Origin of the sequence: Flavonifractor sp. HCP28S3_F3 (assembly GCF_052065355.1) — a bacterium.
Classification (GTDB): Bacteria; Bacillota; Clostridia; order Oscillospirales; family Oscillospiraceae; genus Flavonifractor.
In genome coordinates, this window is record NZ_JBQHUF010000001.1 from 434,043 (window position 1) to 457,365 (window position 23,323).

At 56.7% G+C, this 23,323-nt stretch carries 24 protein-coding genes, 1 riboswitch and 1 other annotated feature; of the genes, 20 read left to right on the forward strand and 4 right to left on the reverse strand.

What is annotated here, in order from left to right; genetic code table 11:
* Positions 1-10 precede the first annotated feature (10 nt).
* The 18 genes from ACTNB1_RS02190 (at position 11) to ACTNB1_RS02275 (ending at position 16,294) form a co-directional block, all read left to right on the forward strand.
* On the forward strand, positions 11-1,117 hold the full coding sequence (locus tag ACTNB1_RS02190) for a stage III sporulation protein AE (RefSeq protein ID WP_441167634.1): 1,107 nt from the start codon (positions 11-13) through the stop codon (positions 1,115-1,117).
* Between the two features lie 3 nt (positions 1,118-1,120).
* Positions 1,121-1,612: a stage III sporulation protein AF gene (locus ACTNB1_RS02195; RefSeq protein WP_441167635.1), complete on the forward strand. Its 492-nt coding sequence runs from the start codon at positions 1,121-1,123 to the stop codon at positions 1,610-1,612.
* Positions 1,609-2,148, forward strand: coding sequence for a stage III sporulation protein AG (locus ACTNB1_RS02200; protein ID WP_441167636.1), 540 nt, complete (start codon positions 1,609-1,611; stop codon positions 2,146-2,148). The genes ACTNB1_RS02195 and ACTNB1_RS02200 overlap by 4 nt, the downstream gene beginning before the upstream one ends.
* A gap of 10 nt (positions 2,149-2,158) precedes the next feature.
* Complete coding sequence (locus ACTNB1_RS02205; protein WP_441167637.1) at positions 2,159-2,743, forward strand: SpoIIIAH-like family protein; 585 nt, start codon at positions 2,159-2,161, stop codon at positions 2,741-2,743.
* A 109-nt stretch (positions 2,744-2,852) separates the two neighbouring features.
* On the forward strand, positions 2,853-3,236 hold the full coding sequence (locus ACTNB1_RS02210; RefSeq protein WP_441167638.1) for an Asp23/Gls24 family envelope stress response protein: 384 nt from the start codon (positions 2,853-2,855) through the stop codon (positions 3,234-3,236).
* A 186-nt stretch (positions 3,237-3,422) separates the two neighbouring features.
* Positions 3,423-3,914, forward strand: coding sequence for a transcription antitermination factor NusB (nusB, locus tag ACTNB1_RS02215; protein ID WP_441167639.1), 492 nt, complete (start codon positions 3,423-3,425; stop codon positions 3,912-3,914).
* A gap of 2 nt (positions 3,915-3,916) precedes the next feature.
* Positions 3,917-4,852 (forward strand): DNA-binding protein, encoded by a 936-nt coding sequence (locus tag ACTNB1_RS02220; protein WP_441167640.1) that lies wholly within the window; start codon positions 3,917-3,919, stop codon positions 4,850-4,852.
* Complete coding sequence (gene xseA / locus ACTNB1_RS02225) at positions 4,849-6,051, forward strand: exodeoxyribonuclease VII large subunit (RefSeq protein ID WP_441167641.1); 1,203 nt, start codon at positions 4,849-4,851, stop codon at positions 6,049-6,051. The genes ACTNB1_RS02220 and xseA overlap by 4 nt, the downstream gene beginning before the upstream one ends.
* Before the next feature lie 17 nt (positions 6,052-6,068).
* The gene (gene xseB / locus ACTNB1_RS02230; protein ID WP_441167642.1) at positions 6,069-6,308 is read left to right on the forward strand and encodes an exodeoxyribonuclease VII small subunit; all 240 of its coding nucleotides are present in this window, start codon (positions 6,069-6,071) and stop codon (positions 6,306-6,308) included.
* Complete coding sequence (locus ACTNB1_RS02235; RefSeq protein ID WP_441167643.1) at positions 6,305-7,189, forward strand: polyprenyl synthetase family protein; 885 nt, start codon at positions 6,305-6,307, stop codon at positions 7,187-7,189. The genes xseB and ACTNB1_RS02235 overlap by 4 nt, the downstream gene beginning before the upstream one ends.
* Positions 7,190-7,196: 7 nt before the next feature.
* The gene (locus ACTNB1_RS02240; protein WP_441167644.1) at positions 7,197-7,658 is read left to right on the forward strand and encodes a divergent PAP2 family protein; all 462 of its coding nucleotides are present in this window, start codon (positions 7,197-7,199) and stop codon (positions 7,656-7,658) included.
* Positions 7,659-7,717: 59 nt separating this feature from the next.
* The gene (gene dxs, locus ACTNB1_RS02245) at positions 7,718-9,556 is read left to right on the forward strand and encodes a 1-deoxy-D-xylulose-5-phosphate synthase (protein WP_441167739.1); all 1,839 of its coding nucleotides are present in this window, start codon (positions 7,718-7,720) and stop codon (positions 9,554-9,556) included.
* The gene (locus ACTNB1_RS02250) at positions 9,543-10,361 is read left to right on the forward strand and encodes a TlyA family RNA methyltransferase (RefSeq protein ID WP_441167645.1); all 819 of its coding nucleotides are present in this window, start codon (positions 9,543-9,545) and stop codon (positions 10,359-10,361) included. Before dxs ends, ACTNB1_RS02250 begins: the two co-directional genes overlap by 14 nt.
* Positions 10,358-11,221 carry an NAD(+)/NADH kinase gene (locus ACTNB1_RS02255; RefSeq protein WP_441167646.1) on the forward strand — a complete coding sequence of 288 codons (864 nt, stop codon included), beginning with the start codon at positions 10,358-10,360 and terminating at the stop codon, positions 11,219-11,221. Before ACTNB1_RS02250 ends, ACTNB1_RS02255 begins: the two co-directional genes overlap by 4 nt.
* Before the next feature lie 4 nt (positions 11,222-11,225).
* Positions 11,226-11,678: an arginine repressor gene (locus ACTNB1_RS02260; RefSeq protein WP_441167647.1), complete on the forward strand. Its 453-nt coding sequence runs from the start codon at positions 11,226-11,228 to the stop codon at positions 11,676-11,678.
* Between the two features lie 29 nt (positions 11,679-11,707).
* Positions 11,708-13,405, forward strand: coding sequence for a DNA repair protein RecN (recN, locus tag ACTNB1_RS02265; RefSeq protein ID WP_441167648.1), 1,698 nt, complete (start codon positions 11,708-11,710; stop codon positions 13,403-13,405).
* Positions 13,406-13,471: 66 nt separating this feature from the next.
* Positions 13,472-13,715, forward strand: a binding site (T-box leader).
* 64 nt (positions 13,716-13,779) lie between these two features.
* Complete coding sequence (gene tyrS, locus ACTNB1_RS02270) at positions 13,780-15,006, forward strand: tyrosine--tRNA ligase (RefSeq protein ID WP_441167649.1); 1,227 nt, start codon at positions 13,780-13,782, stop codon at positions 15,004-15,006.
* A 118-nt stretch (positions 15,007-15,124) separates the two neighbouring features.
* Positions 15,125-16,294 (forward strand): AI-2E family transporter, encoded by a 1,170-nt coding sequence (locus tag ACTNB1_RS02275; RefSeq protein ID WP_441167650.1) that lies wholly within the window; start codon positions 15,125-15,127, stop codon positions 16,292-16,294.
* 36 nt (positions 16,295-16,330) lie between these two features.
* On the opposite strand, the gene dapB is transcribed toward ACTNB1_RS02275, so the two are convergent.
* Genes dapB through asd form a run of 3 tightly spaced genes read right to left on the reverse strand, consistent with a single transcriptional unit; the run spans position 16,331 to position 19,099 of the window.
* Complete coding sequence (gene dapB, locus ACTNB1_RS02280; RefSeq protein ID WP_441167651.1) at positions 16,331-17,089, reverse strand: 4-hydroxy-tetrahydrodipicolinate reductase; 759 nt, start codon at positions 17,087-17,089, stop codon at positions 16,331-16,333.
* A 22-nt stretch (positions 17,090-17,111) separates the two neighbouring features.
* Positions 17,112-18,005 (reverse strand): 4-hydroxy-tetrahydrodipicolinate synthase, encoded by an 894-nt coding sequence (dapA, locus tag ACTNB1_RS02285; RefSeq protein ID WP_441167652.1) that lies wholly within the window; start codon positions 18,003-18,005, stop codon positions 17,112-17,114.
* An 8-nt stretch (positions 18,006-18,013) separates the two neighbouring features.
* Entirely contained in the window at positions 18,014-19,099 is a 1,086-nt protein-coding gene (gene asd / locus ACTNB1_RS02290) for an aspartate-semialdehyde dehydrogenase (RefSeq protein WP_441167653.1), read from the reverse strand.
* Positions 19,100-19,255: 156 nt separating this feature from the next.
* A riboswitch (Lysine riboswitch) is annotated at positions 19,256-19,432 on the reverse strand.
* A gap of 89 nt (positions 19,433-19,521) precedes the next feature.
* Between asd and ACTNB1_RS02295 the strand changes: the two genes are divergently transcribed.
* Entirely contained in the window at positions 19,522-21,216 is a 1,695-nt protein-coding gene (locus ACTNB1_RS02295; RefSeq protein ID WP_441167654.1) for a SpoIID/LytB domain-containing protein, read from the forward strand.
* A complete protein-coding gene (gene queA, locus ACTNB1_RS02300; RefSeq protein ID WP_441167740.1) occupies positions 21,213-22,244 on the forward strand; it encodes a tRNA preQ1(34) S-adenosylmethionine ribosyltransferase-isomerase QueA in 1,032 nt (343 codons plus the stop codon). Before ACTNB1_RS02295 ends, queA begins: the two co-directional genes overlap by 4 nt.
* Here the strand turns inward: queA and ACTNB1_RS02305 are convergent.
* Positions 22,231-23,304 (reverse strand): tetratricopeptide repeat-containing glycosyltransferase, encoded by a 1,074-nt coding sequence (locus ACTNB1_RS02305; protein WP_441167655.1) that lies wholly within the window; start codon positions 23,302-23,304, stop codon positions 22,231-22,233. The genes queA and ACTNB1_RS02305 overlap by 14 nt on opposite strands.
* Between the last annotated feature and the right edge of the window lie 19 nt (positions 23,305-23,323).

The window sequence follows — 23,323 nt, forward strand, 5'->3', positions numbered from 1 at the left end:
GGATGGAAACATGGGAAAACGGCTGCTGATGCTGCTGTGTATGCTGGCAGTGCTGTCTGGCACGGCCTGCGCCGCAGAACGAGACATTCCGGCGGCCCAGTCGGAAGCTCTGGACCTGGACGGGATCCAGGCTGCAGGGGAGGAGTGGGTGCCTGGGGTCGATCTGGAGGAGGGAATGGATCTGGAGGACGGAATCCAGGCCATTCTGGATACAGGCAGCGGGCAGGTGTCCGGCATACTGCGGAAGGCCCTGCGCAGCGGGGTCCTGCTGTTGGCCGTAGTGCTTTTGTGCGGCCTGGCGGAGGGACTGTACAGCGGCGTGGGCGGCGGAGATGGACCGGATTTAGTCTCCATGGTGGGGGCTATGGCTGTGGCCGCTGTAGCTGTGGCCGACGCCAATTCTCTAATTGGGATGGGGCGGGAGGCACTGGAGAACATGGAGTCCTTCTCCAAGCTGCTGCTGCCGGCGGTCACCGCAGCTGCTGCCGCGGCAGGAACGCCCAGCAGCGCGGCTGCCCGTCAGCTGGCCACCATGCTCTTTTCTGATGTGCTGATGACGGTTATCACCAGCCTGCTGCTCCCATTGCTCTATCTCTATATCGCAGCCTGCGTGGCTTATACCGCTGTGGGAAACGAGGGGCTGAAGCGGGTGGCCGGTACCATCAAATGGGTAGTGACGGTGGTACTCAGCGCCATTTTGATTATGTTTGTCAGCTACTTGACTATCAGCGGTGCCATCGCCGGTACAGCGGATGCTGCTACCGTCAAGGCGGCCAAATTCACCATGTCCAGCATGGTACCTGTGGTGGGAGGCATTCTGTCTGATGCGGCGGAGACCGTACTGGCCAGCGCCGGCATCCTGAAAAACGCGGTAGGCGTGTTCGGTATGCTGGTAGTGCTGGGAATGTGTGTGGCTCCATTCCTTCAGCTTGGGATCCACTACCTGGTCTACAAGCTGACCGCGGCTTTGAGTGCTACGGTGTCCAGCGGCCGGGTAGCCGGCCTTATCGACCAGATCGGCGGGGCGTTTGGACTGGTGCTCGGGATGACAGGTGCTTGCGCTTTACTGCTATTGATATCCATGGTTTCTGCGGTGACGGCCGCCACAGGAGGATAAGACATGCTGGATGTGATACGACAGTGGCTGCTGGGGATCTCATGTGCGGCACTGGTAATCGCCATGGCGGAGAGCCTTACCCCATCGGGGACAATCCGAAAGATCGGGCGTCTGACCGGCGGCCTGGTCCTGTTGATTGCCATGCTGGGACCGCTGCTCTCGCTGGATGAGGGTGCGCTGACCCAGGCACTGACAGAATACAAGCTTTCTCTGGACGATTACAGCCAGGAGCTGCAGCAGGAGGATCGGGAGTTGATGAAAGGCATCATAGAGGAACGCTCCGGCGCATATATACAGGACAAGGCGGAAAGCATGGGCATTGACTGCCAGGTAGCCGTAGAGGCGGGAGAGGAGGGCGACTGGCCAGTGCCGGAGTATGTTACAGTCTTCGGTACGCTGACGGCGGAGGAGCAGGCCAAGCTGGCCCGGGAGATCGAGGCCGATTTTGCCATTCCGTCGGAGCGGCAGTATTACGAAAGCGGTGGCGAGGAATGAAAAAAACAGATCTTTTACAGTGGAAAAAGCGCCTGGACGTTTTGTTTCAGCGATACAAATACGTGCTGCTGGTGATCCTGGTAGGGGCTGTTCTGCTGCTTCTTCCTCCTCTGTGGGAAAAAGATGAGACGAAGGAGAGCACGGCAGAGAGCCAGACCGGACAGGCGGGGGAGACAGCAGACTCTGTGGCCGACCTGGAACAGCGGTTGGAAGAGGCTCTGTCACAGATCCAGGGGGTGGGAGAGGCAGATGTGATCTTGACGTTAAAAAGCGGTCCCCAGAAGGTCCTGGCGCAGGATTCTGATACCTCCATCAGCGAGCAGGGTACGGAATCCACCCTGTCTTCCGTGATCGTCTCTCAGGGGTCGGGAGTGGAAGATGCCATCGTGATACAACAGCTTTCGCCCCAATATCAGGGGGCCCTTGTGGTATGCTCAGGAGGAGCCAACCCGGAGGTTCGGCTGCGGCTGGTGGAGGCGGTGTCCGCTCTGACGGGTTTGGGCGCGGATAAGATCTCAGTATGTAAAGGAAAGTGAGGAAACCAAGATGAAAGTATGGAAACGCAATGCCGTAGTGGCAGCTATTGTGCTCTTTGTTTGCGCAGCGGTTTATCTCAACTGGACCTATCAGGGCAACGAAACGGCAGACGCCGGAAAGACCCTGGGTCAGGCAGCCCTGGTGTCCGGCCAGACCTCCGATCCGCTGCTCAGCAGTACTGCCTCTCCGGCGGTCACCGAGACGAACCAGCCCACCGCTGGGGATACCTCCTCCAGCAGCGGATATTTTGCCTCTGCCCGGCTCAACCGGCAGGAGGCCAGAGACAGCGCCCTGACTATTTTGCAGGACGCTGCGGCGGACGAAAATGCTGACGCCGCCATGAAGGAAGAGACTGCTATGGCCATCCAGTCTTTGGCAGACTATACCGTGGCGGAAGCTCAGATCGAGAACCTGGTGACTGCCAAGGGTTACGCCGACTGCATCGCCTTTATCAGCGATAACAGTGTCAGCGTGGTAGTATCCACCGGCGGCTCTGAGCTGACTGACGCGGACGTGGCCAAGATCATGGAAATCGTCACCGACGAGACAGGCTGCGAAGCCAGCCAGGTAAAGATTATTCCGGCGGAAGACTGACCCGTATCGGTGCCGGGCCTGACACCGAAAGACGGCGGCAAAAATCAGTTGTAATTTCTCTGTTTTGTGGTACAATGTTTTCATAGTACACAAAAGGAGGGTGTCTGGCATGGCAGATGGGAAAGAGTACATTTCTCGGCCCGACGAGCTGGGGAACATCCATATATCCGAAGACGTTTTGGCGGTGATCGCCGCCGCCGCCGCCATGGAGGTGGAGGGTGTTGGGAGCCTCTCCGCTAATCTGGGCAACGATATCGCCGAGCTGCTGGGCGGCAAGAAGAACCTGTCCAAGGGGATCCACATTGCGGTGGAGGATGAGAGTATCCGGGTGGATCTGTCTGTCCTCATTAAGTATGGCTACACGATTATCGATGTGGCAAAAGAGGTGCAGAACGCGGTTTACCACGCCATTGAGAATACCAGCGGGCTGACGGTGGAGTGCGTCAACGTCCATGTGGCAGGCGTTTCCTTTGAGCGTGAAGCCAGCAAGTGATTTCCCCGAACGGCTGCAGGAGCAGCTGAATGGAGCATAATGAAAAAGGACGCCCATCCGGGCGTCCTTTTTTGCCGGATATTGCTTTTCATGGGGAATTTGCTCCTTTCTTTTTATACAGTCTTGTTGTATAATGGGACTGTCTATGAATATCATATGGGGACATGCCCGTTTGGAGGAACTGCAATGACCAGAACAGCAGCCCGCGAGATCGCGGTCCACTTTGTGTTTGAGTTGGGATTTACCGACCAGACGGCGGAGGAGCTTCTCTCCGAAGCACTCAGCCGTAAGACCTTTGCCGATATCGGAGAGGAGGAGCCACTCTATTCCGAGTATCCGAATGAGGCTCAGCGGGAATATATCTCCAAACTGGTCAAGGGCGTCTATGACCATACGCCGGAGCTGGATGAGTATATTTCCAAATATGCGATTGGCTGGAAATTTTCCCGCATGAATCGTGTAGCCATTGCCATTATGCGGGTGGCCATGTATGAGGTCCTGTATATGCAGGATATCCCCAATGCGGCAGCCATCAATGAAGCAGTGGAACTGGTAAAGCACTACGAGGAGCCGGAGGTTGTCTCCTTTGTGAACGGCATCTTGGGTTCCTTTGTTCGGGGAGAGAATCCGCCTGATCCTGTGGGACTGAGCACCGGAAACGCATCGGAGGAAGAGTAAGCATGCGCGCACTGGGCATCGACACCAGTAACTACACCACTTCCGCCGCTGTATTTGACGGTTCAGAAGGCTATAATGCTGGCCGTTTGCTGACTGTCCGCCCCGGAGAGTTGGGACTGCGGCAGAGTGACGCCCTGTTTCAGCATGTAAAGGCCCTGCCGCAGAGGTTTCAGGAGCTGAAAGAGGAAGGATGGCTGGAGGGGCTCTCTGTTGTGGGCGTTTCAAGCCGGCCGCGAGAGGTAGAAGGCTCCTATATGCCCTGTTTTCTGGCAGGTGACAGCTTGGGACATGCTTTGGCACTCACGCTGAATGTGCCCTGCTATCAGGTCTCTCACCAGCAGGGACATGTGGCAGCTGCGGCCTGGTCGGCCGGGCATCTGGAGCTGATGGATCGGCCCATGCTGGCTTGGCACCTGTCCGGCGGTACTACGGAGCTTTTGTACGTGGAGCCGGAAGGCGTCAATGTTCGTGCCCGTCGGATTGGCGGTACCAGCGATATTTCTGCCGGGCAGCTGATTGACCGCACCGGTGTACTGCTGGGGTTGGATTTCCCTGCAGGCAAGGCGGTGGATGCTCTGGCAGAGGGCCAAACGGATCAGAAATTTTCTGTAAAGTTAAATGACCTTACGTTTTCTTTGTCCGGCATGGAGAACAAAATGCGGGCTATGGCGGAGCGGGGTGAAGAACCCAGCCGAATCTGTGGGTTCGTACTGGAGACCGTGGCAGATGTAGTTCGACGGACCACGTTGGCCGCATTGGGCCAGTATCCTGGCCTGCCGGTACTGTGTTCCGGCGGTGTGGCATCCAACCGTCGCCTGCGGACGGTCCTGACGGAGAGCTGTGGGGCGGTGTTTGCCCAGCCCCGTTATGCAACGGATAACGCTATGGGCGTGGCAATCCTGGCCCATCGGCTGCGGGAAAGGGAGCTGGAGGCATGAATCAGGCACCTGTTTACTCTGTTTCACAGGTCAATCAGCATATCAAGGAACTGCTGGAGCGCGACCGGCCTCTGGCGGCTCTCTATGTGCGGGGCGAGCTCTCTAATTACAAGGCGCATTCTTCTGGCCACCACTATTTTTCCCTTAAGGATCCCGGAGGGGTCATTCGATGTGTGATGTACCGTAGGGAGGCCATGAGTCTGCGATTCCGCCCCCAGAACGGCATGAAGGTCGTCGCTTTCGGGCGCGTGTCGCTCTTCCCGCGGGATGGTCAATATCAGCTCTACTGCTCGTCCGTGATTCCGGAGGGCGTAGGTGATCTCCATCTGGCCTTTGAGCAGTTGAAGGAAAAACTGTATCGGGAGGGCTTGTTTGATCCCGCCCATAAGCGGCCTCTTCCCAGGTATCCCAGCCGAATCGCCCTGATCACGTCCCCTGAGGGAGATGCGGTGCGGGACATGATCCGCATCCTAGGGGCACGCTGGCCGCTGGCGGAGGTGCTGGTGCTGCCGGTCAGGGTCCAAGGGGCTGAGGCTGCGGGAGAGATTTGTGCCGCGCTTGCCTGGGCCAACCGCCACCAGGCTGCGGACCTGATCATTACCGGCCGAGGCGGCGGCTCTATGGAGGATCTGTGGGCGTTCAATGAAGAACCGGTGGCCCGCGCCATCTACGCTTCGGCGATTCCTGTGATCTCAGCGGTAGGACATGAGCCTGATGTGACCATAGCCGATTTTGTGGCAGATGTACGGGCATCTACACCCTCTAATGCTGCGGAGCGGGCTGTGCCCGACCAGAATGAAATCCTGGCCCGGTTATCTTATATGGAAAGCCGATTGGAACAGGCCATGAGCCGGAAGCTGGAGCGAGCCGGGAAGCAGCTGGAGCAGATAAGCCGGTGCCGGATGCTCCAGGATCCCATGAGCTACGTGGAAGATCGCCAGCAGCAGCTGGATTACTACTGTCAGCGGTTGGCTCAGGGGCTGTCCGCTGCCGCGGGTAGGGAACGGGAGCGGTTTGCTCGACTGGCTGCCAGTCTGGACGCCCTCAGTCCGCTGAAGGTGTTGGGCCGTGGTTACGCCATCGCCCGGCAGGTGGACGGGGGAATCGTACGCTCTGTAAAGGACGTCGGCCCAGGCGATGAGCTCTCCTTACGGGTAACAGACGGTGAGATATCCTGCCGGGTCCAAACCCAGGGATAAGAGAGGACGTATCTGAAATGGCTGAGAAGAAAATGAATTTTGAACAGGCGATGGACCGTCTGGATGAGATCGTCCGGCAGCTGGAACGTGGTGAGGCCCCGTTGGAGGAGGCGCTCTCTCTGTTTGAAGAGGGGACCAAGCTGGTCAAGAAATGCTCTGCACAGCTGGAGCGGGCGGAGCAGAAGGTAAGCAAGCTGCTGGCAGGTCCGGACGATACTGTACAGGAAAAACCCTTTTCAGGGGAGGCGCAGGAATGAGTATGGAGAATCAGCATCTGGAAGCCCACCGTCTTCGAGTAGAGGAGTGGCTGCGTAACTGTTTCCAGGATCGGGAACCCAGGGGCGACCTGTATGACGCCATGCGTTATAGCTTGCTGGCTGGTGGGAAACGAATCCGGCCGGTTTTCCTGCTGGAGACCTGCCGGATCTGCGGCGGTGACCCGGAAGCGGCCCTGCCTTTTGCGGGCGCCATTGAGATGATTCACACCTATTCTCTGATTCATGACGACCTGCCCTGTATGGATGATGATGATCTGCGCCGTGGACGTCCTACCAACCATAAGGTGTACGGCGAAGCTACAGCGGTGCTGGCCGGAGATGCTCTGCTGACCGCAGCTTTTGAGTTTATGCTGGACCCGGCGGTGAGCTTGCCGCCGGAGCGGGTACTTGATGCTGCCGGCGTTTTGGCTCGGGCTGCCGGCGGACAGGGTATGGTGGGCGGTCAGATCCTTGACATGGCAGGGGAGGGTCACTCCTTGGGCCTTCATGAGGTTGAAGAGCTCCAGAAACTCAAGACCGGAGCTTTGATTGCTGCCGCAACTGAAATAGGCTGTGCTCTGGCCGGAGGTACGGCAGAGCAGCGACAGGCGGTGCGCCGGTATGCGGAGCGCCTGGGCCTGGCTTTCCAGATCCAGGACGATATCCTGGACGTGGTGGGGGACGAGGCCACTTTGGGAAAGCCTGTGGGTTCTGACGCAAAAAGTGAAAAAAATACCTTCGTGACCCTAAAAGGGTTAGAGGAATGCAGGGAACTGGTAGTTAAACTGACTCAAGATGCGGTGGGGGCACTGTCATGTTTTGGTGCAGAAGGGGACGGACTGTGCCAGCTGGCAGAGTCTTTGGTCAATCGCGAGAAATGAGGGCAGTATGCGCAATGTAGTGGATGTGTTCACTGGAAATCTGATTTTAAATCTGTCGATTCTGGCGTGGGCGCTGGCCCAGGCGATCAAATTTATCATTACTTTGATCACTAAGCGGAAGTTGGACTGGCGTCATATCCTGTCCAGCGGCGGGATGCCAAGCTCCCACTCCGCGTTTGTCTGTGCTTGCGCGGCGTCGATGGGCTATATGTATGGCTGGACCTCGCCGGTCTTTACTATTTCGGCGGTAGTAGCCATTGTTGTGATGTATGATGCAGCAAATGTGCGTAAGGCGGCTGGCGAACAAGCTAAGATCTTGAACTATATTATGGATCACTGGACAGAAATGAAGCCTGCACTGTTTGGTAAGGAGCTGAAAGAGCTTCTGGGCCATACGCCGTTCCAGGTACTGATGGGTGGCCTGCTGGGCATTGCGATAGGGCTGGCAGGCGCCTGGCTTTACGCATAGAAGAGAAACATCCGGCTTGAAATAGGCCGGGAGGTGATATCATTCTGAATTTAGACCATATTTCCGATGACCTGAGCGGCCTGAGCGATAGTGAGGCGTCTGCGCTGTGTGAATTGCTGCGGGCCAGGCTCATTGATACGGTATCCCGTACCGGCGGCCATCTGGCTTCCAGTTTGGGTGCGGTAGAACTGATTGTAGCCATTCACCGGGTCTTCCATACAGATAAGGACCGCTTGGTATTTGATGTGGGCCATCAGTGCTATGCGCACAAAATCCTGACCGGGCGCAACGAGGCTATGGAAACCCTACGAACTTTGGGCGGTATTGCGGGGTTTCCTAAACCCTCAGAGAGCGTCTGCGACGCCTTCGTCGCCGGGCACGCCTCAAACTCCGTTTCTGTGGCGATTGGCATGGCAAGAGCAAGGACTTTACAGGGCGCGGATTATCATGTGTTGGCACTGATCGGTGACGGCGCGTTGTCTGGTGGTCTGGCCTATGAAGGCCTGTCCGATGCAGGCGACAGTGGGGAACCGCTGATCGTCATCCTGAACGACAACGGTATGTCCATCACAAAGAGTGTAGGTGGTGTGGCGGACCATTTGGCCCGTCAGCGGCTGAAGCCCCAGTATCTGCACTTTAAGAAGGGATATCGCAAGGTAATGAATGTCCTGCCGTTGGGCGGGCACATTTACAATGTGACCCATAAAGTAAAGACCGCAATCAAAGAGACTTTGCTTCCCTGTAGTCTGTTTGAAGACATGGGCTTTACTTACCTGGGGCCAGTTGATGGACATGATGTGAAGCGCCTGACCCGGTTGCTGAGCTATGCTAAGGATCTGAAGGGCCCTGTATTGCTCCACGTCAGAACTGTAAAGGGAAAAGGCTATGCACCTGCGGAGCGAAATCCGGACAAATTTCATGGCGTAGGCCGATTCTGCGTGGAAACTGGAGAGCTGGTCCATGCCTCTGGTCCTAATTTTTCTGCGGTATTCGGACAGACCATGTGTGAGCTGGCAGCAGAGGATCCCACTGTGTGTGCTATCACAGCCGCCATGCAGAGTGGTACGGGCCTGGACCAGTTTGCGCAGCGCTTTCCGGAGCGCTTTTTTGATGTTGGCATCGCCGAGGGACATGCGGCGGCCATGGCGGCAGGAATGGCCAAACAGGGAATGAAGCCTGTATTTGCTGTCTATTCCTCTTTCCTGCAGCGGGCTTATGACATGCTGATCCACGATATAGCCCTTCAGCAGCTCCACGTGGTACTGGCTGTAGACCGGGCGGGCTTGGTGGGCGAAGATGGAGAGACCCATCACGGAGTATTTGATACAGCTTTTTTGGATACAGTGCCTGGTATGACCGTTTTATGCCCTTCCAATTTCCGGGAGCTGCGCTCTATGCTGCGCCATGCAGTACGGGAGATCAGCGGACCGGTAGCCATTCGTTACAGCAAAGGAAATGAGGGACGCTTTGTTGAGGATACCGGCTCGGCAAAAACCTGCGTGATCCGAGAAGGCGGCGACATCACCCTGATTGGCTACGGACTGATGATTAACCAGCTCCTGGACTGCGCGGACCGACTGGCTGAGCGTGGTATCCAAGCTGATATTGTAAAGCTGAACACCATAACACCGATTGATATGCAGCCTGTTTTGGCATCCCTGAACAAAACGGGCCGCATGCTCTGCGCTGAAGAGAGCGCCCGTCCGGGCTGTGTGGGGCAGCGGCTGGCATCTGCTCTGCTGGAGCAGGGTGCACATGTGAAGCAGATGGCGCTGGTCAATCTGGGCCGAGGCTTCGTCACCCATGGTACAGTAACTCAGCTGCGTGCACTCTGTGGACTGGACGGAGAACATCTATACCATAAAGCATTGGAGGTCTGCGGCTATGGCGGGCAATAAGAAACGGCTGGACGTTCTGCTGGTGGAACGTGGCCTGGTGGAGAGCCGCCAGCGGGCCCAGGCCATAATTATGAGCGGTCAGGTATACGTAGGCGAGCAGAAGGTTGACAAGGCCGGTACTCAGCTGCCTGAGGATGCGGAGATCCAGGTCCGGGGCCAGGGGTTGGCTTATGTGAGCCGTGGAGGCCTGAAGCTGGAAAAGGCCATGAAGACTTTTTCCGGGATTTGCCTGAAAGGGGCTATCTGCGGAGATATCGGCGCTTCCACCGGCGGTTTTACCGACTGCATGCTGCAAAATGGAGCGGAAAAAGTGTATGCCGTGGATGTGGGCTATGGCCAACTGGCATGGAGTCTCCGCAGTGATCCTCGTGTAGTCTGTCTGGAGCGTACGAACGCCCGCTATCTGACCCATGAGCAGGTTCCGGACCAGTTGGATTTTGCCAGCGTTGACGTGTCCTTTATTTCTCTGAAGCTGATTCTTCCCGCTTTGCGTGGCATTCTCAAGCCGGACGGTCAGGTGGTGTGTCTGGTGAAGCCGCAGTTTGAGGCCGGCAGAGAAAAGGTAGGAAAGAAGGGGGTCGTTCGGGACCCCGCAGTTCACCTGGAGGTGCTGGAACATTTTCTGGAGCACGCCCGCGAATCTGGATTTGGTGTAAGGGATATTACCTTTTCTCCGATTCGCGGACCAGAAGGGAACATTGAATATCTGGGATATCTGCAGGCCGGAGCTGAGACGACCTGGTCTGGGGACTTGGCTGCTCTGGTGGAGCAGTCCCATCAGACGCTGGAGGGGACTGCCCAATGAAAGTTGTATTGAGCCCCAATCCCTATCGGGATCGAGGACTGAAGGCTGCCCAGGCGGCAGAAAAAATCCTGCGAAGCGTAGGGGTAGAGACTGTCATGTGTCTGCCTTTTCAAGTAGAAGGCAGCGGTTTAGAGCTGCCCAAGCACATCCGCTTCAAAAGCACTCAGGAAGAACTGAAAAGTGCGGATATGCTGATTTGTTTCGGCGGTGACGGTACAATCCTTCACGCAGCAAAGGATGCTAACGCCTGTCATGTGCCTGTGCTGGGTGTGAACCTGGGCAGTGTGGGGTTCATGGCGGAGCTGGAGCAGAGCGAGCTGTCCATGCTTTCCAGGCTGGCCGCCGGGAAATACACCATAGAGGCCAGAATGATGCTGGATGTTGCGGTGCGCCGTGAAGGGAAAATCATTTACAACGATTTAGCTCTCAATGATGCAGCCGTAACCAAGGGGGCTGTCGCTCGGGTGGTGGATCTGGAGGTATACGGTGACAAGGTGCTTATCTCCAGCTTCTCGGCAGATGGTGTGCTGATCAGCACACCTACGGGTTCTACAGCCTACTCCATGTCTGCCGGCGGTCCCATTGTGGAACCCACAGCAGAAAACATCATTGTGACTCCCATCTGCCCTCATGCACTCTCCGCTCGCTCTTTTGTTCTGAGCCGGGGACGGACGGTGTCTGTCAAGCTGGGGCGCATGGTCCGTAAGACGACCTATTTGTCGGTAGACGGGGGTAAAGCCTTCCGACTGAACAGTGGGGACATCGTGGAAATTCGAGAATCGAAGTCTAAAACGCAGCTGGTCCGGGTGACCGGCCGCACTTTTTACGAGATTTTGAATCATAAGTTGGGTGGTGTTTAACGTCATGAAAGCAAAGCGGCAGCAAGAGATTCTGCGGATTATCGAGGAACAGGACATCGACACTCAGGATCAGCTCCTCACGGAGCTGAAGGCCAGGGGGGTACAGTCCACTCAGGCCACAATTTCCCGGGATATTAAGGAACTGCATCTCATTAAGGAGCTGACCAGCTATGGGACGTACCGCTATGCGGTCTCAGAGCGGAAGGCATCCCTCAATTTTGCCGGGCGGCTGCGTACCATCTTTAAAGAAGGCGTAACTTCTTTTGATGTGGCGCAGAATATCGTGGTATTGAAGACTATGCCGGGGTTGGCTTCGGCGGCTTGTGCCGCCATTGATGGCATGGACATTTCCAATCTGGTAGGCAGCCTGGCAGGGGATGATACTGCGATCCTCATTATGCGCACCAATGAAGATGCAGCGGAGTTCTGCAACGAGATACACTCCATGCTGAAATAAGCGGAAGATAAGCTCCGGCAGGTGGTCATATGCTTTCTTTACTGCACATTGAAAATATTGCGGTGATCCAGACGGCAGACATTCAGTTTGACCGCGGATTCAACGCCCTGACCGGCGAAACCGGTGCTGGTAAATCCATTGTGGTGGATGCTATCGGCGCCATCATTGGGGAACGTACCAGCCGGGACTTGATTCGTACCGGCGCCAAGTCTGCACTAGTCAACGCGGTGTTCACTGCTCTGCCCGATCTGGACTGGTTCCGCGAAAACGGCTGCGGACCGGATGAAGACGGAAATCTGCTCATCCAGCGAGAAATCCAGCCGGATGGGAAAAACATCTGCCGCATCAATGGCCGGCTTATTACCGTTTCCCAGCTGCGGCAGTTGGGGCGGCAATTGCTCAATATCCACGGTCAGCATGATGGCCAGCAGCTGCTGGACGAGCGCTGCCATCTGGACTACCTGGACGGTTTCGGTGCCACAGGGGAGGAACAGCGCGCCTTCCACTCTGCTTATGAGAAGCTGACCGTGCTGATCCGGGAGATTTCTGCCCTGCAGATGGATGAGGCGGAGAAGGCCCGGCGAATCGATAATCTGCAATATCAGATCGGCGAACTGGAGCGGGCCCAGCTCCAACCAGGTGAGGATGAGGAGCTGACCAGTCGCCGGGATCTGCTGCGCAATGCCGGCAAGCTCATTGAATCAGTGGAAGGGGCTCACCTGGCCCTGTCCGGCGATGACGAACGGGACGGCGCTGCCGCTCTGGCCGCAGAGGCGGAGGATTCTCTCCGGGCCGCCGCCAGGATCAGTACCCAGGCCGCGGAATTGATGGACAAGCTCACCGAGCTGCGCTGCGCTGCAGACGATCTGGCCGAGCAGGTGCGGGACCTGCGGGACAGTTTTGATTTTGAGCCTGGGGAGCTGGACGAAATCGAAAGCCGCCTGGATGTGCTCCACCGTCTGAAGAAGAAGTACGGCGGCTCCGTAGAAGAGATGCTGAACTACCTGGCCCGCAGCAAAAAGGAGCTGGATGAGATCCAATTCTCCTCTGACCGTGTAGCTCGTCTGGAAAAAGAGCGTGACAAAGCATTGGAGCAGGCCAGAAAAGAAGGAGAGCGGCTGAGCCATGCCAGAAAGGTTTGCGCTAAAGCTCTGGAGGCACGGATCCAGCGTGAATTGGCCCAGCTGGATATGCCGAAAGTGCGTTTCCAGGTTCAGTTTCAGCCCAAGTCCGGCACCTACGGTATGGACGAGACTGGCATGGATGAGGTGCAATTCCTCATGTCCGCCAATGTGGGAGAAGATCTAAAGCCTATTCAGAAGATCGCCTCCGGCGGTGAGTTGGCCCGTATTATGCTTGCGCTGAAAAATGTGCTGGCAGAAAACGATCAAGTGGGCACCATGGTGTTTGACGAGGTAGATACCGGCGTATCCGGCCGGGCGGCTCAGAAGGTTGCGGAAAAGCTGGCCGATGTGGCCCGGAGCAAACAGGTTCTGTGTGTTACCCATCTGCCGCAGCTGGCTGCTATGGCGGACGTTCACTTCTCGGTAGAGAAGGGGGAGCGGGACGGTCGGACCTATACACAGGTAGAACGGCTGAGCCGGGAACGCAGAAAAGAGGAGTTGGCTCGGCTTACCTCAGGAGAGCATATTACAGAGGCGACGCTGGACGCCGCTGGCGAGCTGTTAGACGGCGCCGAGGCATACAAGAAACTCCACAAAAACTAGGTTTTGTTGAGTACAAGCTTTCCTCTTGACAAACGGAAGCAGAGCGCTTATAATCCACATCAATACGAAACTGCGATGACAGGGAGAAGTACCGCCCCACGTCCCGCCCAGAGAGCCCCCGGTTTGGTGAGAGGGGGAGGGGACAGGATGGGAAATACACCCTGGAGCAGCCGCCTGAACGGGAAGTAACTTAGTAGGGCTGTGTCGGGTGCGCCCGTTATTGCGCCGTCGTGTGTTGGCACGGCATGAGGCCGCTTTTGTGAGAAAGCGGCGAACCAGAGGTGGTACCGCGTGAATCAACGCCCTCTGTCCGAAAGGACAGGGGGCGTTTTTCCTGCGAAAAACGGACAGACTGAGAGTAAAGGAGAAGTAAAATGACTTGTTATGAAGAACTGAGAGCCCGGGGCCTGATTGCCCAGGTAACCAACGAGGAAGAGATTTCCAAGATGATCAATGAGGGCAAGGCGGTGTTTTATATTGGCTTTGACCCCACCGCTGACTCTCTCCATGTGGGACACTTCATGGCCCTGTGCCTGATGAAGCGCCTTCAGATGGCGGGTAACCGGCCTATCGCCCTGATTGGCGGCGGCACCGGCTATATCGGCGACCCTTCCGGCCGCACCGATATGCGGAATATGATGACCCCTGAAACCATTCAGCACAACTGTGACTGCTTCAAAAAGCAGATGGAGCGGTTCATTGAGTTTGGCGAGGGCAAGGCGCAGATGGTGAACAACGCCGACTGGCTGCTCAAGCTCAATTATATTGAACTGCTGCGGGAAGTAGGCGCTTGTTTCTCCGTAAACAATATGCTGCGGGCGGAGTGCTATAAGCAGCGTATGGAGAAGGGCTTGTCTTTCCTGGAGTTCAACTATATGATCATGCAGTCCTATGATTTCTATCACCTGTTCCAGCACTATGGCTGCAACATGCAGTTTGGCGGCGATGACCAGTGGTCCAACATGCTGGGCGGCACTGAGCTGATCCGCCGCAAGCTGGGCAAGGACGCCCATGCCATGACCATCACCCTGCTGCTCAACTCCGAAGGCAAGAAGATGGGCAAGACCCAGTCCGGCGCTGTATGGCTGGACCCCAACAAGACCTCTCCCTACGAGTTCTATCAGTACTGGCGCAACGTGGGTGACCAGGACGTGCTCAAGTGCCTGCGGATGCTCACCTTCCTGCCCCTGGAGCAGATCGATGAGATGGATAAGTGGGAGGGCGCCCAGCTCAACACCGCCAAGGAGATCCTGGCCTTTGAGCTGACCCAGCTGGTCCACGGCACTGAGGAGGCACAGAAGGCTCAGGACGCTGCCAAGGCCCTGTTCTCCAACGGTGGTGACCGGAGCAACATGCCCTCTACTGCTCTGACGGCAGAGGATCTGACTGATGGTTCCATCGGTATCCTGGATCTGATGCTCAAGTGCGGTCTGGTTCCCTCTAAAAAAGAGGCTCGTCGGCTTATCGAGCAGGGCGGCGTGGAGCTGGACGGCGTGAAGGTCACGGATGTCAATGCTTCTGTTTCTGCGGAGCAGCTGGCTGGAGAAGGTGTTACCATTAAGAAGGGCAAAAAGGTGTTCCACCGGGCCATGGTGTGTTGATTGCGTAAGAGGCCGCCGTATCGATTGCGGCGGCCCCTTTTTTACATAAGTCTGGTTGCACCCGGTTTTCCGGCGTGATAGAATAAGACTCAGACATGGTGCAAAGGAGGAGCGCGTCGTGCCGGAACAAGAGGATCGAGGAAAGAAAAAGTGGTACATCCTGGAGGGACATTTTATCTCCCTTCTGGTAGTCTTACTGCTGGCCATTTTATTTTATGTAGGGCTGACTCATTTTGATGTGATTGCTGTACGCATCAAAATGTTTATGAAGGTCTTGTCTCCCTTCATCGCTGGCTTTGCCATTGCGTATCTGCTCAATACGCCTATGTGCTTCTTTGAGCGCAAACTTTATAAGAATAACAAATACCGCCGGGTGCTGGCAATCACCACAGTCTATCTGCTGGCACTGGCCGTGGTTGTGATTCTGCTGAATCTCATTATCCCCCAGGTGGTGCAGAGTATCACTGACCTTGCCGCCAACATGCAGACCTACCTTACCAGCCTGGATACTCTGGTCAAGGACCTGACAGAGCAGTACCAGCTGGAGGGTGACGGGATCAGCGAGATGCTGGGTTCCTATCAGGATCTGATGAGCAATCTGAGCGAGAATGTGTCCAAGGCGCTGCCCCAGATCCTGGATGTGGGTGTTGCCGTGGGCAATGGCGTGATCTCCGGCATCACTGCGGTCATCTCCTCCGTATATATGCTGGCAGGGAAGGGGCGGCTGGTTCCTCAGCTGAAAAAAATCATGTACGCCGCCCTGCCCAAACGCCGGGCGGATTGGCTGCTGGATGTGTGCAGCCAGGCTAACCGGATCTTTGTAGGCTTCATCAACGGCAAGCTCATTGATTCCGCCATTATCGGTGTGCTCTGCTTTATCCTCTGTCTGATCTTCCGCATCCCGTATCCTATGCTGGTCAGTGTGGTGGTGGGTGTCACCAATATCATTCCGTTCTTCGGCCCTATCATCGGTGCCATTCCCTGTCTGATGATTTTGGTCATCGTAGACCCCTGGGCGGCCCTGCGGTTCTTCTTCCTGGTTATCGGCCTCCAGCAGTTCGACGGGAACATCCTGGGTCCCAAGATTTTGGGCGACAGCACCGGCCTGTCTGCGATCTGGGTGCTTGTTGCCATCGTAACTTGCGGCGGCCTGTTTGGTTTCCCAGGTATGGTGCTGGGTGTGCCGACCTTTGCGGTACTGTACTCTCTTGTCCGTGACTGGGTTAATAAGCGGCTGCGTAGAAAAGGAATTGACGGGAACGGAAAACCGATTGATCCCGCCACATAAAAAAGAGACCGGAGGGTAAAACCCTCCGGTCTCTTTTTACGCTTGCAGAAGATCAGACATGGAGTAGAGGCCCGGCTTTCCCACTGAAGCAAGGAAACGGGCGGCCCGCACTGCACCGGAGGCGAACACGTCCCGGCTCATAGCGGTGTGACGCAGCTCGATGACCTCGTCACGACCGGCAAAGATTACTTCGTGATCTCCTACGATGCCGCCGCCTCGGACAGAGGAGATGCCGATCTCCGTTTTTCCTCTGGCACGGCGCACTGACTGTCGGTCATAGACATACTCGGGTTCGTAGGGGAGTACTTCCGCTGCGGCGTCAGCAATCATCAGCGCCGTACCGCTGGGAGCGTCTACCTTTTTGTTATGGTGGCGCTCCACAATTTCCAGGTCATAGCCTTCGTTCAGTGCCCGTGCAGCAGAGCGCACCAGTTCCAATAAAACATTGACGCCGAGGGACATATTTGCGGAACGGAAAATAGGGATTACAGCCGCAGCCCGGTCGATTGCCGCAAGCTGTTCCTCAGAGTATCCGGTGGTAGCCAGCACCAGGGGGATGTGCCGCGCCATACCAAATTCCAGCAATCCCTCCAGCGCGGCAGGAGAGGAGAAATCCACCACCACGTCAGCCTCTCCTTGAAACTCAGCGGGGGAGGAGCAGACGGGAAAATCCCGATCACCGGCGCCCAAAAGGTCGATGCCGGCGGCGATCTCAAATTCCGGATCAGCAGAGCAGATGGTCTCCACCACCCGCCCCATCCGGCCGTTGCAGCCGGAAATAATGAGCCTGACCATATTCCAACATCCTTTCCGGCGCTCAGGCGCTGAGCAGGCCCAGCTTCAGCATGGACTGGCGCAGTGTCTCCAGGGGACCGTTCGTCATATCACACAGCGGCAGACGGAGGGAGCCGACCCCATAGCCCGCCAGGTTCATAGCAGCCTTGATAGGAATCGGATTGACCTCCAGGAACAGCGCATCAATAAAATCCATGTACTTGAGCTGGAGCTGAGAGGCCTCATGGAAGCGGCCGTCCAGGCACAGGTGAGTCATCTGGACCATGACCTCCGGAGCGATGTTGGCCACTACGGAAATCACGCCCTTGGCACCCAGACTCATCATAGGCACCACCTGGTCGTCATTGCCCGACCAGATGTAGAAATCGTCGCCGCAGATGGCACGGGTATGAGCCAGCAGGGAAAAGTTGCCGCTGGCCTCCTTGACGCCGTTGATGCGGGGATGCTGGGAGAGAACGCGGTAGGTCTCAGCGGTAAAGGATACGCCGGTCCGGGACGGAACGTTATAGAGAATCACGGGAAGTTCCGTCCGGTCGGCTATGTATTCGTAATGCTTGATGAGGCCGGTCTGAGACGCCTTGTTGTAATAGGGAGTTACATGGAGCAGGGCGTCGGCTCCGGAGTCCTCCGCATGCTGGGACAGGTAGACGGCAGCGGAAGTATCGTTGCTTCCCGCGCCGGCAATGACCTTGACCCGGTGGTTGACGTGCTTGACACAGTACTCTACCACGGCGATGTGCTCCCGGATAGTAAGGGTGGAGCACTCACCGGTGGTGCCGCAGACGCAGATAGCGTCCACACCGCGCTGGATCTGCTCGTCGATAATGCGGCCGAACAGGTCATAGTTGACAGCGCCGCTCTCGTCAAACGGAGTTATAATAGCGGAACAGGCTCCGGTAAAAACAGGCTCTCGCATAATATGGGTTACCTCCTTAAAATGTAACCCTCCGCGCACAGAAGCTCGGCAAGAAGGACTGCGCCGCCCGCGGCGCCGCGAAGGGTATTGTGGGACAGGCAGACGAACTTGTAGTCGTACTGCGTGTCGGGACGCAGGCGGCCGATGCAGACCGCCATACCGTTCTCAGTCATCCGATCCATGCGGGTCTGAGGACGGTCGGGCTCCTCAAAGTAGTGCAGGAACTGCTTGGGAGCGGAGGGCAGGGCCAGCTCCTGGGGCCGGCCGGAGAAATTTGCCCAGATATCTTTGATTTCATCCATGGAAGGTTTGTTCTGGAAGCGGACAAATACGGCGGCCATGTGGCCATTGGAGACGGGTACCCGCAGGCACTGGGCAGTGATGGCGGGAGAGTCGGCATTGACGATCACACCGTTCTCTACCTTGCCCCACAGCTTCATGGGCTCCTGCTCGCTCTTCTCCTCCTCGCCGCCGATATAGGGAATCAGATTGTCCACCATCTCCGGCCAGGTCTCAAAGGTCTTGCCCGCGCCGGAGATCGCCTGGTAGGTGCATACCAGCACCTGATCCAGGCCGAAGCCGCGCAGGGGGTGCAGGGCGGGAACATAACTCTGGAGGGAGCAGTTGGACTTGACAGCCACGAACCCGCGCTCCACCCCCAGTCGCTTTCGCTGGGCCTCTATCACTTTGATATGTTCGGGATTGATCTCAGGCACCACCATGGGCACGTCGGGAGTCCAGCGGTGGGCAGAGTTATTGGAGACCACAGGGCACTCGTGCTTGGCATAGGCCTCCTCCAGTGCCTTGATCTCCTCTTTCTTCATGTCAACGGCGGAAAAGACAAAATCCACCTGAGCGGTAATAGTCTCGATGTCGTCAGTAGCGTTGAGTACCACCAGATTTTTGGCGCACTCAGGCATGGGCGTCTCCAGAGCCCAGCGGTTGCCAATGGCTTCGGCATAGGTCTTGCCCGCGGAACGGCTGCTGGCCGCCACGGCGGTAAGCTCAAACCAGGGATGATTCTCCAGCAGTGTGACAAAACGCTGTCCCACCATACCGGTAGCTCCGATCACGCCAACTTTGTACTTTTCCATGCTCAATACCTCCATTGTTCCTCTCCAGCCTATTCCGGTCCCTGCTTGTTTGAGACCAAAAAACGGGCTGGGGGTAAAAAGAAAATCAGCAGTTTACAGAACTGCTGATTTTGTACTATAATGACAGGGACAGACTGCCCCCGACAATATCCTCCAAAAGCAGACAGCGCTCCGCCGCAGCTGCGGCGACAGCCGAACAGCTCTTAACTGAACGGCCAGGCGGCGCTTTCGTCGGGAAGGCGTCCCTTCGGCGGCGCACCCTTTCGCGCGGTTCTCCGGGCCCGATCGCCCTCCCCGCGCTACTTTTGAACAGCCGCGACCTCTATCCTGCAAAATGAATTGCAATTTTGCTATGTAGTTTGTGAAATTGTACCACAAGTTTAGTCGGAGTGTCAACGAAAGTGAGTTGAGAAAATTACCAAATGAAACGATCCCTGAAGAAAAGATTTGTGCAGTTTGCGGCGGCGGCCCTGTCCTGCGCACTGTTGGTCGCCCTTCCTGTCGGCAGAACGCAAGCTGCTTCTGTGGCAGTGGACCCCACGATTCGTGTGGGACTGTTTTACGGAAGTACCGCTCTGCCCGGAGCCAATCTGCTCAACGATGTGGGCAGCGGTTATCGGATGGGCTATTATGATTCCAACCGAGTCTTTCAGCAGTTGGCGCAGACAAGTGAGACTGCCATCTCTGTGGTCAAGACCCAGAACGTCTATTATGGAACTGTAGGTAACTGGTCGGGCTACTATGATACCATTACTTCCAATATCGCGGTAGGCTGCTATCATCTGAAGCTGCCCGATACCTATAGTACCTATGAGCAGGCCGCGGCAGCTGCATCCCAATGGTCTGGCGGCTTTGTAGCTTGGGTGGACGGCAGTTATCAGGTGCGGGTGGGCGCTTATACGGATAGTGCCTCTGCGCAGGCGGCCCAGACTGCGCTTGGATTGACAAACGCCACGATCACCGGCACTTCCAGCGCCGGAGTTTCTGTTGTAAAGACTGGGACCAGCCAGATTCTGTTCCAATTTGACAGTACCAGCGGCCTGTGCCTGGGCATCAAGCCCGGACTGAACGACAGCGTAAAAACGGAAACGATCTTCCGGGGCAATACCTATTATGGTGGTTTCCAGTATCGGCGGGTCGGCGGCGGCAACCTGACGGTGAGCAACGTGATTTCCCTTGAGGACTACGTACAAGGCGTGATTGTGGAGGAAATGAGCGCATCCTGGCCTCTGGAGGCGCTGAAGGCTCAGGCAGTATGCGCCCGCACCTATGCTTATCGGAACTACGTGGCACAAAAGCACAGCAGTCAGGGCTTTGACCTGTGCAATGCCACCCATTGTCAGGCGTACAGCGGCATGGACAGCGTGACTGCCGCGGGCAGCCGGGCCGTGACCGAGACCAGGGGAGAGTACCTGTGGTACAACGGATCTCTGATCGATGCAGTTTATTCCTCCCACGACGGCGGGGCCACGGAGAGCGCAGTTAATGTCTGGGGCAGCGATGTACCTTACCTGATCGGCAAGGAGGACCCCTATGAGGCTTCTGTGTCCAGCAAGGTCCCTAATTATAACTGGACTGTGACCTATACTGCCCAGGAGCTTACCGATCTGCTCAACTCCAAGGGATATGTCAACTCCGGTATCGTGGATTTCCGGGTGACCAAGACAAGTCCGACCGGCAACGCCATTGAGATCACCTTTACCGACTCCAGCGGTAAGAGCTGGAGCAAGATCCGGGACGATTGCCGTACTTTCCTGGGTCTGCGTTCCATCCACTATACCGTCTCCAGCAGCGGAGGCACTTCCTCCGGTTATGCGGTCAACGGAAGCGGCGTGCTCAGCTCTCTGACCGGAGCTTATGCCATCGACGGCAGCGGCAGTACGGCAGCTCTGACAGACGGCAGCGTATATGCCATTGGAGGAGACGGAACAGTCTCCCAAGTCAAGCCCTCCGCTTCCACTGGCAGCGGATCCACTGTGTTTACCATTACCGGCTCCGGCTGGGGCCATAACGTGGGCATGAGCCAATGGGGAGCCTATGCCATGGCCCAGCAGGGGTATACTTATAAGGATATTCTTAGTTTCTACTACACTGGAATCGAGGTGCGCCAGCCATAAAAACCGCAGATTTTGACTTTTACCTGCCCGATGAACTGATCGCGCAGACCCCTCTGGAGCGCCGGGATGCCTCCCGGCTGTTGGTGCTGAACAAGCACACCGGGGCTACCAAGCATATGCATTTTTACGAACTGCCCAGCCTGCTGCGTCCCGGAGACTGTTTGGTACTCAACGACTCCCGGGTACTTCCGGCTCGCCTGATTGGCCACCGGGAACCGGGCGGGGGTGCCGTGGAGGTGCTCCTGCTCATCGATCGCGGAAACAAGACCTGGGAGTGCCTGGTCCGTCCCGGCCGCAAAATGAAGCCAGGCACCAGAGTTTCTTTCGGAGACGGCACACTTACTGCTGAAGTTACCGAAGTGCTGGAGGGCGGTAACCGTTTGGTCCGTTTCGAGTACGAGGGAATTTTTTTGGAAAAGCTGGAACAGCTGGGTAAGATGCCTCTGCCGCCCTATATCAAAGCGGAACTCCAGGATCCGGAGCGCTACCAGACCGTCTACTCCCGTGAGGTAGGCTCTGCCGCCGCGCCCACCGCCGGACTCCACTTTACCAAAGAGCTGCTCAAGCAGGTGGAGGATATGGGTGTGCGCCTGGCCTATGTGACACTCCATGTTGGTCTGGGTACCTTCCGTCCCGTGAAGGAAGAGGATATTCTGGATCACGAGATGCACTCGGAATACTGCATGATCTCTGCCGAGACAGCAGAGATCATCAACCGCACCAAGCGGGAAGGCGGACGGGTGATCTGTGTGGGTACCACCTCCTGCCGGACCATTGAGTCCTGGGCAGCGGAGGACGGCACATTAAAAGAAAGCGCCGGTTGGACCAACATCTTCATCTACCCTGGTTATCGCTTCAAGGTGTTGGACTGCCTGATCACCAATTTCCATCTGCCGGAGTCCACCCTTATCATGTTGGTGTCCGCTTTGGCGGGCCGAGAGCATATCCTGGCCGCTTATAAGGAGGCAGTGGATATGAAGTACCGCTTTTTCTCCTTCGGTGACGCTATGTTCATCACATCTGACTGAGCAGCGCAACATTGCCCGCTAGACGCTGATCGGTAGGGGAGAGAGCCAGGGCTTTCCGGGCCTCCTCCAGGGCCAGAGCGGTACGCCCCGTATGAAAATAGGCCTGGCAGCGCAGGTCATGAGGCAGTGGGCCCCAGGGCTCCGCTTCACAAATGTAGCTGTCTGGCCGCACGGTAATGGCCAGCGCACAGCCAGTAAAATAGAGCACGCCCTCCCAGTCTTCCTGCTGGTAGAGCATTTGCGCCATTTCTATCCAGGGTTCCCGCAGATGGGGAGCCTGGGCAATGGCCTGGAAGAGCCAATTTCTGGCCTGCTCCGGTTCGCCTTTTTCAAGGTAGGACCTGGCAATGTAACGCATGGATGCGGCCCGTTCATCGGCCCAGGTAGCTGACGGCATGGCCAAATGGCGCTTCAAGGTGGCAATACAGTCATCCCAGCGTCTGTAAAACATATATTCCCGGCCCAGATAATGGACATTCCGGTCGTCATCCGGCGCTTCCTGAACAGAGAGCTCCAGCAGAGCCAGGTATTGTCCCCGTGATTTTGTGTGGTCTGGGAGGTGGTCCAGTTGGACCCCAACAGCCGTTACCATGGGCCCCGGGAGACCGGGGCCTTCCCATTGGAGCACTTCATGGACCGGATGGACCCAGCGGTAACCGTGGCGGCGATGAATCTTTTCAGACCAGAATACCACACCTTCGCTGCCGTCCGGCTGGAAGGACCAGGTGTAGCGGTAACGTGCCTGACCCGCCCTGGGGATCCAAGCAGTTTCCAAAGCCTGCCGCCAGCCGGGGTGAAACACCTCGTCAAGGTCGGTGCAGATACAGATATCTGTGTCCTCAGGCACCAATTCCAGGGAGCGGTTCCTGGCGGTATCAAAGCGCCATGGGTTGATCAATTCGGTGGCTACCGTGGCGCCCCGACTGCGGAGCAATTCAACGGTTTCGTCCGTGGAGCCGGTATCCAGCACGAACACCTGGTCTGCCTCAGACATGGAATCCATCCACCTATGAACGAACTGTGCTTCATTTTTGCAGATGGCATATACTGCGACCTTCATAGCAACCTCCTGTTTCCGT

Excerpts from the sequence above, each read along its gene's own strand:
- ACTNB1_RS02240 (WP_441167644.1), top strand. The coding sequence starts at position 7,197 with ATGCGCAATGTAGTGGATGTGTTCACTGGAAATCTGATTTTAAATCTG.
- ACTNB1_RS02295 (WP_441167654.1), top strand. The coding sequence starts at position 19,522 with ATGAAACGATCCCTGAAGAAAAGATTTGTGCAGTTTGCGGCGGCGGCC.
- ACTNB1_RS02210 (WP_441167638.1), top strand. The coding sequence starts at position 2,853 with ATGGCAGATGGGAAAGAGTACATTTCTCGGCCCGACGAGCTGGGGAAC.
- ACTNB1_RS02190 (WP_441167634.1), top strand. The coding sequence starts at position 11 with ATGGGAAAACGGCTGCTGATGCTGCTGTGTATGCTGGCAGTGCTGTCT.
- tyrS (WP_441167649.1), top strand. The coding sequence starts at position 13,780 with ATGACTTGTTATGAAGAACTGAGAGCCCGGGGCCTGATTGCCCAGGTA.
- ACTNB1_RS02255 (WP_441167646.1), top strand. The coding sequence starts at position 10,358 with ATGAAAGTTGTATTGAGCCCCAATCCCTATCGGGATCGAGGACTGAAG.
- xseA (WP_441167641.1), top strand. The coding sequence starts at position 4,849 with ATGAATCAGGCACCTGTTTACTCTGTTTCACAGGTCAATCAGCATATC.
- ACTNB1_RS02205 (WP_441167637.1), top strand. The coding sequence starts at position 2,159 with ATGAAAGTATGGAAACGCAATGCCGTAGTGGCAGCTATTGTGCTCTTT.
- ACTNB1_RS02235 (WP_441167643.1), top strand. The coding sequence starts at position 6,305 with ATGAGTATGGAGAATCAGCATCTGGAAGCCCACCGTCTTCGAGTAGAG.
- dapB (WP_441167651.1), bottom strand. The coding sequence starts at position 17,089 with ATGGTCAGGCTCATTATTTCCGGCTGCAACGGCCGGATGGGGCGGGTG.
- xseB (WP_441167642.1), top strand. The coding sequence starts at position 6,069 with ATGGCTGAGAAGAAAATGAATTTTGAACAGGCGATGGACCGTCTGGAT.
- asd (WP_441167653.1), bottom strand. The coding sequence starts at position 19,099 with ATGGAAAAGTACAAAGTTGGCGTGATCGGAGCTACCGGTATGGTGGGA.
- ACTNB1_RS02195 (WP_441167635.1), top strand. The coding sequence starts at position 1,121 with ATGCTGGATGTGATACGACAGTGGCTGCTGGGGATCTCATGTGCGGCA.
- ACTNB1_RS02250 (WP_441167645.1), top strand. The coding sequence starts at position 9,543 with ATGGCGGGCAATAAGAAACGGCTGGACGTTCTGCTGGTGGAACGTGGC.
- dapA (WP_441167652.1), bottom strand. The coding sequence starts at position 18,005 with ATGCGAGAGCCTGTTTTTACCGGAGCCTGTTCCGCTATTATAACTCCG.
- ACTNB1_RS02200 (WP_441167636.1), top strand. The coding sequence starts at position 1,609 with ATGAAAAAAACAGATCTTTTACAGTGGAAAAAGCGCCTGGACGTTTTG.
- ACTNB1_RS02305 (WP_441167655.1), bottom strand. The coding sequence starts at position 23,304 with ATGAAGGTCGCAGTATATGCCATCTGCAAAAATGAAGCACAGTTCGTT.
- ACTNB1_RS02220 (WP_441167640.1), top strand. The coding sequence starts at position 3,917 with ATGCGCGCACTGGGCATCGACACCAGTAACTACACCACTTCCGCCGCT.
- recN (WP_441167648.1), top strand. The coding sequence starts at position 11,708 with ATGCTTTCTTTACTGCACATTGAAAATATTGCGGTGATCCAGACGGCA.
- nusB (WP_441167639.1), top strand. The coding sequence starts at position 3,423 with ATGACCAGAACAGCAGCCCGCGAGATCGCGGTCCACTTTGTGTTTGAG.
- ACTNB1_RS02260 (WP_441167647.1), top strand. The coding sequence starts at position 11,226 with ATGAAAGCAAAGCGGCAGCAAGAGATTCTGCGGATTATCGAGGAACAG.